The organism is Streptomyces sp. NPDC002889 (assembly GCF_042888425.1).
Taxonomy (GTDB): Bacteria; Actinomycetota; Actinomycetes; order Streptomycetales; family Streptomycetaceae; genus Streptomyces.
The window spans coordinates 297,804-310,913 of sequence record NZ_JBIAPT010000004.1; the positions used below are offsets into that span (position 1 = coordinate 297,804).

A 13,110-nucleotide genomic window follows, 5' to 3' on the forward strand; every position below is an offset into this window, starting at 1 on the left:
GCAAGTCTTCGCCGACCGGGTGAAGTTCGGGCGCCGGCCGGTTGAGTCGGCCCGCTTTTCGATCACGGTCTCAATAGCCTGACCTCGCGCAATCGACAACCTGGGGCCCGGTGCCACCGTCAACCGACGCATCGAGGTGGCGAACACCTCGGCGTCCGAACTGCATGTCACGCTCTACTCCGGGGCCGCCGACATCGTGCGCGGCGCCTTCGTCGGCGCACCCGGCGGCACCGGAAACGAGCTCACGACCTGGATCAAGCTCAGTCGACGCAGCCTGGACATCCCCGCGCGCTCCGTCGCCCGCGACACCGTGACCATCGCGGTGCCCAGGGATGCGGCCCCCGGTGAGAGATACGGCGTGGTGCGGGCACAGGTTGCCAGCCGCCACAAGGACGGCGGCATCTCCTCTGTGCCGGCAGATCCCTGAAAACCTCCCTGCCCACGAGCCGGAGCACCCCGTGACCACTCAGAGCACCGACGCCGCTGTCCGCGACCTCCACTTCCGGCTGCTCGACGCGTGGAATCGCCGGAGCGCGGACGACTACGCGGCACTCTTCGCCGACGACGGCACGGTGATCGGGTTCGACGGCAGCGTGGAGAGCGGCGCCGAGCGGATCCGCGGCCATCTCGCGCCGATCTTCGCCGATCACCCGACCGCGGCCTATGTCGCGAGGGTGCGAGAGGTCCGGGTACTGGGTCCGGACGCGGCCCTGGTGCGCGCCCTCGCCGGCATGCTGCCGCCCGGTTCGACCGAGCTGAACCCGTCGACCAACGCGCACCAGACGGTCGTGGCCGAGCGGCAGGGCAAGACCTGGCGGATCGCCCTGTTCCAGAACACGCCGGCCCAGTACCACGGGCGACCGCACCTGGTGGAACAGGACACCGCCGAACTCGGCGAACTGCTGAAGGGCGACACACCGCCCCACTGACGGCCCCGAACGGCATCAAGCCCTCTCCCTGTGCGGAGAACAACGGGGAGAGGCTTGATCGGGTCCTGCAGACAGTGGGAGCTGTCCGGCCGCGGATGTGACAGAAGGTCACGATGGGTGGTGCCGTGTATGGGTCAATGGCCCGGGTGAGCGATCCATTCGTGCCACAGGCTGGTGAGGACGATGTCGGTCAGCTTCGTATAGCCGCCGCTGCCAGGATGGGCGCCGTCGCCGGCCATTACCTCCCTGGTCCAGGTGGGATCGCTGGCGAGGCCCTGGGTCGTGGCGATGAACGGGACCTGCCGTTGACGGCAGAGGGCGGCCATCTCATCGGCGAGCTTCGAGGTCCGTCGCAGATGGCCTTCACCTGCGTCGATGACCGGCGGGGGGCCAACTACCAGTGCAGTCATCGCCCGCTGCTCGCTCTCGTCGAGGATCGAGGCCAGGTTGTCCAGGCAGCGGGCCGGGTCGATGCGGACCTTGCCGTCCTCCTCGATGGTGTCGTTGCTGCCGAAGGAGATGACCAGCCGGTTGTCGGCGCCGGGCAGGGTACGGGGCTCAACCTCCTGCCAGCAGCGACGCAGGACGTCCTCGGACGAGTTGCGCCTGATACCGAGATTGAAAGCCGTGACGTTCCTGGGGGTTGCCTGAAGCACTCGGCCGACCCAGCCACGGTGCTCCGGGTCACCGATCCCTTGGACGAAGGAGTCACCGATGAAGGAAATGCGTATGTCCCTGCTCATCCGACCACCTTATGGGCCGTCCCGATGCCGTAGAGCTCCGGGACAACGGACCTCGGCAACTCAGGCCGACGATGGTCACTCACAGCCACCTCGGTAAGTGGTCGTTCGGCAAGGCTCCGCGGCCGGACGAACCTCTGCGCTGAGGGCCCAGCGTGGGCCCCAGGCAAAGCGATCATGCCCCTGGTCTGCACCTACCGGTGCAGACCAGGGGCATGATCGCTTTGCCTACTTCTTCTTGCCCTGGGTCTTGCCAGGAATCTTGGCGAGCTGCGTTTTCGCTGGTCCGAGCGCTAGCCGAAGGCTCCTGACTGGCCGTCATTGGTCATCGTTGGCCCCCGTTGAGGGGCCTCGGACGGCCCAGAGACGGCCCAGGGGGCTGACTGCCACTTCACGTACTGCTCTCGGGCCTCCGTCATCCCGGTGCACGGCCACGTCGGACCGGCACCCGGCGGACAGCGACCTCTTCGTCCCGAAGCAACTCGGGTGAGGGCTCTGCCTTGGGGTGGTGTGCCTCTCACCTGGGCGGATCGTCCGCAGGCGTCCGCGCTTGTTCGCGGGTGTGCGTCGGCGTTGTCACGCAGTTGGACACTCAGCGAGGGCAACCGTTCACCGCCCTTGCCTTGATGGTCAACTCCGCTTGGGACGCCGGGCCATCCAAGCGAAGGCGTCTGCTGTTCGAGTAGCCAGCGATCCGGTCCGCCAGGAGTCAGTGATCTCGGTCCAGCCGTGCAGGTAGGCGCTGCGCGCGCCGTGCTCGGCTGCTTGGTCGTAGAAGAGGCTGAACCTGTAGACCTTGCCGTCATCGAAGATGACTTGGCCATCCTCGTGATCGGGGCCCTCCTGCAAGAGGTCGACGACAACCGTCCGGTCTGGATCCAGCCCCTGGCCTTTCAGAAGCTCCCGCAACCGGCTCCATAGGTCGTAGTCGCTGGTCCGCAGGAGATCGGTGTACTGAACGACGATGCTTGACACCATGAACCTCATGATCGGTCTTGCACCCGGTATTGGGAAGCAACGGGCATCGTCGTAGTGGATGCTGCCGGCGACTGGCCGGCGTTTCGTCCTAGCACAGGCAAGCGGTCGACACTCGCTTCAGGAGTTCGACCGGACCCCCGTCTCCGAGCGCTGCCTCATGGCCAGCCCTGCCGCCGGTGGATGTGCAAACCCGTTAGTGTCCACCGCCGTTGACGTCAGGCGGGCTTGAGCACGCCATAGAGCTGCTGAGCTCGTACGGTCGCCCAACTCGCCTCGGGCAGATCACCTCACCGGCCGCCTGTTGGGTCTACATGCTTTTCCGTTCGGAAGATGCGCAGTCACTCATCGCCTGCACCGGAGTCAGGCAGCCGCAACAACCGACGACTGCTTTGTAAGCCTGGCAGGCAGGCGGATGTGTCCTCGCTGGTCGATCTGCAGGCCACCGTGCGACTGTGCCGACATGCGTCTGAGCCGCCACGGGCTCAGAGTGACCGTGATTGACCGCTTGATCTGGTACGGATCTGGCACGCGGCCATCGCCGACACCTGCCTTGTAGCTCACAGGTGGCCAAGGTCAGACTGCGGCGTGGCTCCGGGTGTCGGTGTGTCGCGCTGCACCCACGTGTCGCAGCTAATGATCACCGAACCAATGCGATCGCAGGTGATGGTGTGCACGGTCCCGGATGTTGTGATCACGTCGATGACAATGTCACTGCCCGGACCGATGGGGCCGATGTCAATGGATACCCCGCAGGCCCCGTCAGGTACGTCTCCTCCCTCATCGGAAAGGTCATCCCAGTCGATGGTTCCGAGGGGGCTGAGCTCGTCACCGACATAGGCGACTCCACCACTTGTCGCCGCGTAGAACGCTCCGCCGCCGGCTGCTTCCTGGCGGACGGTGTCGATTTCGAAGCAACCGTTACCGGGGCCCGGCTTGTCGTTGTCCTTGTCCTTGTCCTCGCCGGGCTCAGGGTCGGTCGTGTGGAGGGCTTCCAACTTGGTGGCCACAAAGGTCGCGGCAGGTTCGGCGCTCAGACCCTGAGCTGCCGCTGGTACGGCACCCAGCGTCCCAACCAGCGTCATTGCGGTCACTGAGGTGCCCGCGACCATTCCCAGCCGCGTCGCCCACCGCGAACGGCGCAGAGGCGATACGGCTCTGTCTTGAGCATGCATGAACGCTCCCTAGTCGATTGTGTCGGAGTCTTCCGAGGTACCGTTCCATTCTTTACGGCCGACCGATCCCTACCACTTCTATTGAGCTGACCGAATGACTGCCATTGAATTGCGCATGGTTAAAGATGGGAACAGCCAGGCCGCGCTCCGGATAGCACAGGCTGTCAACTCCCCATGCGCTACGGGCTCAGAGCCCCTCGTGACCACTCGATCTGGCATGGATTCGGAGCCAGGACCGTCAATGCAGCTTGGACGGGGCGAAAGAACAGGCAGATCGATTGTGACGAGAAGGTCGGCGGAGCGGCTTTGGGCGGGAGCTGCCATGGGGCGAGAGATCGGGGCCCGTAAGCTTGCCGCGACTCGGGCAGTCTCTGGACCTGCCCGCAATAGCCCGATGTGGGCCCCGATCTTCGAGGCTCGCCCCATGGTGGCTGCGTAAAGCCGCGGAGGCGACCGCCCCAGCCACAGCGGACCTCCTCCCACCGTCAACCCTTCGCCGTTTCGGCGTGCGGCCGGCGGTCAGGTTGCCGTGGGGCGAAGACAGGAGCGGCGGCCCGGCCGACGGGCCGCGCGTGCGCGGCAGAAGCGCCTTGATCAAGTAGAGAAACTCTTACCGCGCCGGGGCTCAGAGGGCGATCGGCTTGTACGCCAGGGCTCGATCGACGATCTTCTCGGCGCTCAACTCCGGGTCGAAATCCCAGAAGATGTAGTCGCTGATGTGAGGGCACCCCAGTCCGCGCTCCAGGGCATCCAGGATCTCGTCATCCTCCGCCTCGTCTGCTGTACCCCCGTTCAACAGAAGCTCGATAAGGGGTATTGCCTCGTCGCGGCTCATCCACCTGGGCTGCATCACGATCACCGAGCCGTCGTCAATCGGTGGCCGTCGTGGCTGCGGACATGGGGCCGCTGTCGTCGAGGGCATCGAGCAGCCGGACCGCGTAAACGTCGGACATTCGCTCGGCGACTTCGGCGGGCGTGAGCCAGTCAACTGCCGTCGACTCGGCCGAGGTTCGTTCGGTGCCGCCTGAAGGCTTGCAGCGGAAGACCAGGGCGACGATGCCGCGGGTCGTGTTCTTGTAGACACCGGTCAGCTCGTCGACCTCGACGCGGATGCCGGCTCTTCCAAGACCTCGCGGGCTACGCCCTCTTCCGGTGCCTCGGTGAGTTCGAGGACTCCGCCCGGCAACTCCCAAGTCCCGTTGTCCGCTCGACGGATCGCCAGCAGCCGCCCAAGGGCGGCAAGCTCCGGGACGTGCCACTGCCGGGCCCGGTGGCCGACGCACTCCGCGCCCACATGAAACGCTTCCCGCCGGTTGGGATCACCGTGCCGTGGAAGGTCGCGAACGGCCCGATGGTCACGACACGGCTCGTTTTCATAGCCCCGCGCGGCGGCCACGTCTGGCGCACCTCTCTGAACGAGGAGGCCTGGAAGCCTGCTCTCGCTGCGGCCGGAGTCATCCCGGCCCCTGAACGTGGCCGGCCTTTCGCCGAGTCTCGCGAGAACGGCATGCACGCCCTGAGGCACTTCTACGCCTCTGTCCTCCTGGACGCCGGAGAGAACATCAAGGCACTCGCGGAGTACCTGGGCCACTCCGACCCCGGTCTGACACTCCGGGTGTACCCGCACCTGATGCCCTCCAGCCAGGAACGCACCCGCAAGGCCGTGGCCGCGGCCTTCGAGAGTGCGGTATCGGAAGCCTCTGATGGCTAAGGACGATTACGCTCCTGAGCAAGGCGGGAGGGGAACGGAGATGGCAGACGAGTACTTCACGTTGGTGTGCGACGACCTACCTCATGACGTGGTGCTCACAGACCCTGGCGCCCGCGTACTGGATGTCACGCAGGTCGTACGCCGACTGACGGGGCTGAGCCTATGGCGCAGCAAAGTTCTGGCGAGCCAAGTCCCCGCCATGATCCTGGACGGCGTGCCCCAAGAAGACGCCGAGGCGGCGGTCGCAGCTCTCTGCGATGCGGGAGCGCAGGCAGAGGTGAGGCAGCAGCCGGAACCGGACTTTCTCAAGCCCTGACGGCCCAGACACGGCCCCTGCACAGCGACAAGCCCCCTACTTGCGGGAAAGCCGCAGGTAGGGGGCTTGATCGCGTCCAGTTACTTCTTCTTGCCCTGGTTCTTGACCGCCTCGATCGCCGCCGCGGCCGCGTCCGGGTCGAGGTAGGTGCCGCCCGGCTTGACCGGGTTGAAGTCGGCGTCGAGCTCGTAGACCAGCGGAATGCCCGTGGGGATGTTCAGGCCCGCGATGTCCGCGTCCGAGATGCCGTCCAGGTGCTTGACCAGGGCGCGCAGGCTGTTGCCGTGGGCGGCGACCAGGACCGTGCGGCCGGTCAGGAGGTCCGGGACGATGCCGTCGTACCAGTACGGCAGCATGCGGTCGACGACGTCCTTGAGGCACTCGGTGCGCGGGCGCAGCTCGCTGGGGATCGTCGCGTAGCGCGGGTCGTTCGCCTGCGAGAACTCGCTGTCGTCGGGGAGGGGCGGCGGCGGGGTGTCGTACGAGCGGCGCCAGAGCATGAACTGCTCCTCGCCGAACTCGGCCAGCGTCTGCGCCTTGTCCTTGCCCTGCAGCGCCCCGTAGTGGCGCTCGTTCAGCCGCCAGGAGCGGTGGACCGGGATCCAGAGGCGGTCCGCCGACTCCAGGGCCAGCTGCGCGGTACGGATGGCGCGCTTCTGGAGGGAGGTGTGCAGGATGTCGGGGAGCAGGCCGGCGTCCTTGAGCAGCTCACCGCCGCGGACTGCCTCCTTCTCGCCCTTCTCCGTCAGGTTGACGTCCACCCAGCCGGTGAACAGATTCTTCGCGTTCCATTCGCTCTCGCCGTGGCGGAGGAGGATCAGCTTGTACGGTGCGTCGGCCATACGGCTGAGCCTAATCGACACCCCGCGCGCCATGCGCGCGTGCCCGAGGAGCGGACGCGGGGTCCGGCTCGACGGCCGGTCGCCGTCAATTGACTGGCGGCCGCGAACGCGACCTAGGTAATGTGCGGATGCTTGCCTGGCCACTTACAACGTCGGACACTCCGTGGGGGGATCCCGTATGTCCATCGCCGGAGTGCGACGTGCCGCGAGAGAAAGCGTCTCGGGCCTGCCCCGGGCGTTCTGGTGGCTGTGGGCGAGCACCCTCGTCAACCGGCTCGGCGGCTTCGTCGCCACCTTCATGGCGCTGTATCTGACCCTGGACCGCGGCTACTCCGCCTCGTACGCCGGGCTCGTGGCCGCCCTGCACGGTCTCGGCGGCGTGGTGTCCTCGCTCGGCGCGGGCGTGATGACCGACCGGCTCGGGCGACGGCCCACCCTGCTGATCGCGCAGACGTCGACGGCCCTGTCCGTGGCACTGCTGGGTTTCATGCACCATCCGGTGGCGATCGCGGCCGTCGCCTGTCTCGTCGGTATGACCAGCAACGCGTCCCGGCCGGCCGTGCAGGCGATGATGGCGGACATCGTCCGGCGCGAGGACCGGGTGCGTGCCTTCGCCCTGAACTACTGGGCGATCAACCTGGGCTTCGCGATCTCCTCGACGGGCGCCGGCCTCATCGCCGAGTACAGCTATCTCGCCGGCTTTCTGGGCGAGGCCACTCTCACGCTGCTCTGCGCGGTGCTGGTTTTTGTCAAGCTGCCGGAGTCGCGGCCGCAGCGCGGGGACATGGCCGGGAAGGGCGAGCCGGAGACCCGGATCGGGACCGTTCTGCGCGACGGGCGCTACATGGGCGTCGTCGGCCTGTCCTTCCTGATCTCGCTGATCTTCATGCAGGGCTCGGTCGGCCTGCCCGTGGCAATGGGCCTGGGTGGCTTCTCCCCCTCGGACTACGGGCTCGTCATCGCGGTCAACGGTGTGCTGATCGTCGCTCTGCAGATCCCGGTGACCCGGTTCATCGAGCACCGCGACCCGCAGCGGCTGCTGGTGCTCTCCGCCTTGCTGGCGGGGTACGGCTTCGGGCTCACCGCGTTCGCCGGGTCGATCGGGGTGTACGCGCTGACCGTGTGCGTCTGGACGCTGGCCGAGATCATCAACTCGCCCACCCAGATGGGCCTGGTGGTCCAGCTGTCCCCGGTGCACGGGCGCGGCCGCTACCAGGGGGTCTACACCCTGTCGTGGTCGGTCGCGGCACTGGTCGCCCCGTTGATGGCCGGCTACGTCATCGACCGGTTCGGCGCCGAGTGGCTGTGGGGCTCGTGCGCGGCCATCGGCACGGTGGCAGCGGCGGGGTACTGGCTGCTGATGCGGGGTCTGCCCGAGGCCGGGGCGGGGACCCTGGCAGTGACCGACGCGGCGCCCGCTGCGGCCCCCGAGAAGGCGGAGGCCTAGTCGGCGGGTGCTGCTCGCGGGTCTGCTGTCACCTGCTGGTCCGCCTGCGTCACCCGCGTCCCCGGGTGCAGCAGGGAGCACAGGAACGCAATGCCGAGCGCGATGGCCATCCCGTAGAAGACCCACTGGTTGGCCTGGGCGAAGTCGAGCCGGATCGCGTCCATGGAGTCCCGCATCGCCGACGCGACGGGGCCGCTGCCGCTGGGCTCCTGGCCGTCCGGGTGGCCGGTGACGGCCTCGGCGACGGACCGGGCGGCGTCCTGGGCCGCGGCGTCCGGGACGCCCTTGGACTGCAGGGTTTCCACCACCCGGTCGGTGGTGATGTGCGTGAGGATCGTGCCGAACACCGCCATACCGACGCTGGCCGCGTAGTTGCGTACGGTCTGCGTGATGCCGGTGACCTCTCCGTACGAGGCGCCGATCGCCCGGTTGACCGCATCCGTCGAGGCGGGGGCCAGCAGGAAGCCGATGCCCGCGCCGGCCAGGGCCGCGTACGGCCACTGGTCGTGCATCGAAAGGTCCGTCAGTTTGCCGGCCCACAGCGCGAAGCCGACGGCGCCGAGCGCCGTGCCGAGTTTCATCGCCGGGCGCGCGCCGCGCTTGTCCAGGATGCGGCCGCCCCACTGGGAGGCGATGCCGAAGCCGATGAAGAAGTACAGCAGGAACAGAGCGGCCTGGTCGGGCGAGGCGCTGAGCGAGACCTGGGCGTACACCGAGGCGAAGAAGAACACCGGGACGAAGGCAAGCATCGCGAAGAACAGCACGAGGCTGTCGGCGGTGAAGGCGCGATCGCGGAACACCTGGAGTTTGATGAGCGGCTGGCGCAGGCGCAGTTCGTACGCGGCGAACAGCACCAGGATCAGCAGTCCGCCGATGACACAGGCCCAGGTGGCGAAGCTGCTCCAGCCCCATGCGGAAGCCTGCTGCAGTCCCAGCACGCTCAGTCCCATGCCCAGGGCCACCAGCACCGCGCCGGGGAGGTCGAGGCGTTCGGGGCGGCGGATGTTCGGGATACGGGCCAGCGCGGTGAGCACGACGGCGACGACGGCGACGGGCACGTTGACCCAGAAGATGGCGCGCCAGGTCCACGCGGTGAGCCAGCCGCCGAGCAGGGGGCCGAGGGCGGTCAGCGCGCCCGACAGGCCGAAGAACAGCGCGAGGGCACGTCCACGTCTGTCCACCGGGAAGACGGCGATGACGACGGCGAGCGCGGCGGGGAACATCAGCGCGGCGCCGACGCCTTGGGTCGCGCGGAAGACGATGAGCCAGGTCTGCGCGACCTCGCCTGTGGGCACGCAGCCGCACAGCACCGAGGAGAGGACGAAGACCACGGTGCCCACCAGCATGATCCGCCGGTGCCCGAAGATGTCGGACAGCCGGCCGCCGAGGGCGAAGAACGCGGCCAGGGTGAGCAGATAGGCGTTGACCACCCACTGCATGCCGGAGGACGAGAGGCCGAGTTCGTCGATGATGCTGGGTGCGGCGATCGAGACGATCGTCTGGTCGATGAACGTCATGGATACGGCGAAGAGCATTGCCGCCAGAGCCACCGACTGGTTCGGAGCGCTCCTGGGGCCCGCGGCGGAGCCCGGGCCCGGAGCGCCCCCGTTGTCGCTCATACAACCGATCGTCTCTCCGCACGGCCCGTCCCGCATGCCCGGAGTATTACCGCGGGGTCGGCGCCGCCCGCAGGTGCCTGGGCCGTCGGTGTCCGAGCGCCCGCCGGGCCCGGTGGGGATCGGCCGAGTGGACGGCGCCCGGTGATCCGTATGCCTCGAGCCGCGGGGGAAGGGCCGCGGCGAAGTTGGGCGGCTGCGTCCCGGCAGGGACGGGACCGTGCGCTGCGCGAGGGTGAGCCCTTGATGAGGATTGTCGCGGGAAAGAGGGGGGTCAGTTGGTGGGGCGCTGGGTCAGATTCGTGAACGCGTCCAGATTGCGGGTCGACTCACCCCGGGACACCCGCCATGCGTACTCCCGGCGGATCGCGCTCGCGAAGCCCAGTTCCAGAAGCGTGTTGAAGGCGCCGTCCGCCGCTTCGAGGACGGTGCCGAGCAGCCGGTCGAGCTCCTCAGGGGTGACCACGGACAGCGGCAGCTTGCCGACCAGATAGATGTCGCCGAGCCGGTCGACCGCGTAACTCAGCCCGTACAGCTTGAGATTGCGCTCCAGCAGCCAGCGATGCACGGCCGCTTCGTTCTCGTCGGGGTGACGGATGACGAAGGCGTTGATCGACAGGGAGTGCTTGCCGACGAGGAGGGAGCAGGTCGTCGACAGCTTGCGGGTGCCGGGCAGTTTGACGACGTACGAACCGGCAGCCGGACTCTCCCATTCGAGGTCCGCGTCCTTGAAGGTCTGCTCGATGACCTGCGCCATCTGCGGTACGTCAGCCATGGGGGGAGCGTACGTCACCGGTTGGCGCGCTGCCCGGATGGTCGGACAACGCGGCTGCTCGGGCGGCCGGATCGCGCCGGGCGGGTAATCAGATGTGGTGTGCGCGGGTGCGGTGACGGTGCTCGTACATCGCCGCCGTGTAGACGTCGGCGGTCGCGGACGCGGCTGTGTCCCAGCCGAAGGACTCGGCGTGCCGGGCCGCGGCCGCGCCCATCGTCGTCGGCAGGGACGGGTCACGCACGAAGCGCTGGAGCGTGTCGGCGTAGTCCACGGGGTCGTGGCCGGGGACCAGGAAGCCGGTCAACTCGTCGCGTACCGCCACCGGAAGCCCGCCGACCGCCGCGGCCACCACCGGGGTGCCGGTCGCCTGGGCCTCGATCGCCACCAGGCCGAACGACTCGCTGTACGACGGCATGACCAGCGTGGACGCGGCCCGGAACCAGTCCGCGAGCCGCTGCTGGCCGACCGGCCGCTGGAAGTGGACGACATCGGCGATACCGAGCCGGGCCGCCAGCTTCTGCAGTCCCTCGGGCCTGGCGAGGCCGCTGCCGCTGGGGCCGCCGACGACGGGCACGAAGATGCGCGAGCGCAGGGACGGGTCGCGCTCCAGCAGCAGCGCGACGGAGCGCAGCAGGACGTCGGGTGCCTTCAGCGGCTGGATCCGGCCCGCGAACAGCGGAATGAACGCGTCCTGGGGCAGACCGAGGCGCGCGCGGGCCGCGGCGCGGCCCTCGGCCGAGGCGGCCACTCCGGCACGGAAGGGGTCGGGCCGGAAGAGGTCCAGATTGACGCCCGGGTGGACGACCGCGACCTTCGCGGGATCTGCGTCGTAGAAGCGGACGAGTTCGTCGGCCTCCTCCGCCGTGTTGGCGATCAGGCGGTCCGCGGCGCCGACTATCTGCGTCTCGCCGATGACGCGGGAGGCCGGTTCGGGAGTGTCCCCCTCGGCCAGCGCCGCGTTCTTGACCTTGGCCATGGTGTGCATGGCGTGCACCAGCGGGACGCCCCACCGCTCGGCCGCGAGCCAGCCGACATGGCCGGAGAGCCAGTAGTGGGAGTGGACGAGGTCGTAATGGCCGGGGCGGTGGCCCGCCCATGCCTGCATCACACCGTGCGTGAACGCACACAGCTGCGGCGGGAGGTCCTCCTTGGCGAGGCCCTCGTAAGGACCTGCGTCCACATGCCGCACGAGGACGCCGGGAGCGAGCTCCACGGAGGGGGGCAGCCCGCCGGAGGTCGCCCGGGTGAAGATCTCGACCTCGATGTTGATGGCGGCGAGCCGCTTCGCGAGCTCGACGATGTAGACGTTCATACCGCCGGCGTCGCCCGTGCCCGGCTGGTGCAGCGGGGAGGTGTGGACGCTGAGCATGGCGATCCTGCGCGGCTTGCGGTGGCTGCCGGGGAACCGGATGCGCGGCGCCGCCAGGCTGCCGCCGAGGCGGGAGACGTACTGGCTCACGTCGACGTTCCTCCTCGCTCGCGGACACGGCAAAAGGCGGGGCCGTGAACGGCCCTGCACGCCCCACAACAGCGGAGCCTCCACTTCCATTTCCAGGCTCCACCGCCTTTCACTGCCCTTTGCCAAATCATTACCATCTGCGCACCCCGCGGGCCCGGACGCCTTACCCTCACTCCCATGACCCGTCCCGCCGGCGCCCACCGCCCCGTGGGCACCGCCACCCGTGGGACGACCAACCCCAACCGGCTGCGCCGCATGGACCGCTGGATCGCCGCCACCCACGCCCTCGCACTGCGCCGCACCGCGGCCGCGCCCGTCGCCGTCGACCTCGGCTACGGAGCGGCCCCATGGACCGCCCTGGAACTGCTGCAGCGGCTGCGCACCGCCGATCCGCGCTGCGAGGTCGTCGGCATCGAGATCGACCCGGCCAGGGTCGAGGCAGCGAAGCCGTACGAACGCGAGGGGCTGGCCTTCCGGCACGGCGGCTTCGAGGTCCCGCTCGCCGAGCGCCCGGCGCTCATCAGGGCGGCCAATGTGCTGCGCCAGTACGACGAGGACGAGGTGGCCGCGGTGTGGGCGCGGCTGTGCGGCCGACTGGCCCCGGGCGGGCTGCTGGTCGAGGGCACCTGCGACGAGATCGGACGGCGGCACGTATGGGTGGCGCTGGGCCCCGAGGGGCCGCGGACCGTGACCTTCGCCACCCGGCTCGGCTCCCTGGAGCGTCCTTCCGATCTCGCGGAACGGCTCCCCAAGGCACTGATCCACCGCAATGTGCCGGGCGAGCCGGTGCACGCGTTCCTGCGGGACTTCGACCGGGCGTGGGCGGCCGCGGCCCCGTTCGCCTCGCTCGGCGCACGCCAGCGCTGGATCCGGGCCGCGGGGGATCTGGCGGGCGACTGGCCGCTGGTTGACGACCGCCGGCGGTGGCGGCAGGGCGAACTCACGGTGAAGTGGGCGGCGCTTGCTCCCACTTCCGGGTGAACAGCCGAGAACCGGCGCGAGTACGGGAACGCGCCGGCCACGTTGTTCGTCACTGTCCGATGAGGGTGATCGGCGGGCGGCCCACGGGTGGGGATGGTCAAGGGGAGTGAACCGCAGGCCGGGCCCGCGTTTGACCCTGTCACT

The 13,110-nt window shown here is 68.6% G+C and carries 13 protein-coding genes and 2 pseudogenes; 6 read left to right on the plus strand and 9 right to left on the minus strand.

Annotation, left to right across the window (positions count from 1 at the left end):
* Positions 1 to 136 precede the first annotated feature (136 nt).
* Together ACFYWI_RS08255 and ACFYWI_RS08260 are read left to right on the plus strand one after the other, a co-directional pair.
* Entirely contained in the window at positions 137 to 427 is a 291-nt protein-coding gene (locus ACFYWI_RS08255) for a hypothetical protein (RefSeq protein ID WP_389227070.1), read from the plus strand.
* Positions 428 to 458: 31 nt separating this feature from the next.
* Complete coding sequence (locus ACFYWI_RS08260; RefSeq protein WP_389227073.1) at positions 459 to 929, plus strand: SgcJ/EcaC family oxidoreductase; 471 nt, start codon at positions 459 to 461, stop codon at positions 927 to 929.
* A gap of 134 nt (positions 930 to 1,063) precedes the next feature.
* Here the strand turns inward: ACFYWI_RS08260 and ACFYWI_RS08265 are convergent, their stop codons facing one another.
* From ACFYWI_RS08265 to ACFYWI_RS08285, 5 genes and pseudogenes are all read right to left on the minus strand, one after another.
* Positions 1,064 to 1,672 (minus strand): GDSL-type esterase/lipase family protein, encoded by a 609-nt coding sequence (locus ACFYWI_RS08265; protein WP_389227077.1) that lies wholly within the window; start codon positions 1,670 to 1,672, stop codon positions 1,064 to 1,066.
* Positions 1,673 to 2,299: 627 nt separating this feature from the next.
* Complete coding sequence (locus ACFYWI_RS08270) at positions 2,300 to 2,647, minus strand: hypothetical protein (RefSeq protein ID WP_389227080.1); 348 nt, start codon at positions 2,645 to 2,647, stop codon at positions 2,300 to 2,302.
* Positions 2,648 to 3,204: 557 nt separating this feature from the next.
* Complete coding sequence (locus ACFYWI_RS08275) at positions 3,205 to 3,819, minus strand: hypothetical protein (RefSeq protein WP_389227083.1); 615 nt, start codon at positions 3,817 to 3,819, stop codon at positions 3,205 to 3,207.
* 625 nt (positions 3,820 to 4,444) lie between these two features.
* On the minus strand, positions 4,445 to 4,615 hold the full coding sequence (locus ACFYWI_RS08280) for an e9imm peptide (RefSeq protein ID WP_389227086.1): 171 nt from the start codon (positions 4,613 to 4,615) through the stop codon (positions 4,445 to 4,447).
* A gap of 59 nt (positions 4,616 to 4,674) precedes the next feature.
* Positions 4,675 to 5,044, minus strand: a pseudogene (locus ACFYWI_RS08285) (NUDIX domain-containing protein).
* Between ACFYWI_RS08285 and ACFYWI_RS08290 the strand changes: the two are divergent.
* Both ACFYWI_RS08290 and ACFYWI_RS08295 read left to right on the plus strand, forming a co-directional pair.
* A pseudogene (locus ACFYWI_RS08290) lies at positions 5,045 to 5,530 on the plus strand (tyrosine-type recombinase/integrase); the annotation flags it as partial.
* A 40-nt stretch (positions 5,531 to 5,570) separates the two neighbouring features.
* Positions 5,571 to 5,846 (plus strand): ribosomal protein L7/L12, encoded by a 276-nt coding sequence (locus ACFYWI_RS08295; RefSeq protein WP_389227089.1) that lies wholly within the window; start codon positions 5,571 to 5,573, stop codon positions 5,844 to 5,846.
* An 80-nt stretch (positions 5,847 to 5,926) separates the two neighbouring features.
* On the opposite strand, the gene ACFYWI_RS08300 is transcribed toward ACFYWI_RS08295, so the two are convergent.
* The gene (locus ACFYWI_RS08300; protein WP_389227092.1) at positions 5,927 to 6,688 is read right to left on the minus strand and encodes a phosphoglyceromutase; all 762 of its coding nucleotides are present in this window, start codon (positions 6,686 to 6,688) and stop codon (positions 5,927 to 5,929) included.
* A gap of 178 nt (positions 6,689 to 6,866) precedes the next feature.
* On the opposite strand from ACFYWI_RS08300, the gene ACFYWI_RS08305 reads away from it, so the two are divergent.
* Complete coding sequence (locus tag ACFYWI_RS08305) at positions 6,867 to 8,135, plus strand: MDR family MFS transporter (protein WP_389227095.1); 1,269 nt, start codon at positions 6,867 to 6,869, stop codon at positions 8,133 to 8,135.
* Here the strand turns inward: ACFYWI_RS08305 and ACFYWI_RS08310 are convergent.
* The 3 genes from ACFYWI_RS08310 to mshA all read right to left on the minus strand — a co-directional run bounded on the left by ACFYWI_RS08310 (position 8,132) and on the right by mshA (position 11,985).
* Positions 8,132 to 9,754 (minus strand): MFS transporter, encoded by a 1,623-nt coding sequence (locus tag ACFYWI_RS08310; protein ID WP_389227098.1) that lies wholly within the window; start codon positions 9,752 to 9,754, stop codon positions 8,132 to 8,134. The genes ACFYWI_RS08305 and ACFYWI_RS08310 overlap by 4 nt on opposite strands.
* Before the next feature lie 271 nt (positions 9,755 to 10,025).
* The gene (locus ACFYWI_RS08315) at positions 10,026 to 10,526 is read right to left on the minus strand and encodes a YbjN domain-containing protein (protein WP_389227102.1); all 501 of its coding nucleotides are present in this window, start codon (positions 10,524 to 10,526) and stop codon (positions 10,026 to 10,028) included.
* Positions 10,527 to 10,614: 88 nt separating this feature from the next.
* Complete coding sequence (gene mshA / locus ACFYWI_RS08320; RefSeq protein WP_389227105.1) at positions 10,615 to 11,985, minus strand: D-inositol-3-phosphate glycosyltransferase; 1,371 nt, start codon at positions 11,983 to 11,985, stop codon at positions 10,615 to 10,617.
* 177 nt (positions 11,986 to 12,162) lie between these two features.
* Here mshA and ACFYWI_RS08325 point away from each other — a divergent pair, with 177 nt between their 5' ends.
* Entirely contained in the window at positions 12,163 to 12,966 is an 804-nt protein-coding gene (locus ACFYWI_RS08325) for a class I SAM-dependent methyltransferase (RefSeq protein ID WP_389227108.1), read from the plus strand.
* The last annotated feature ends 144 nt before the right edge of the window (positions 12,967 to 13,110 follow it).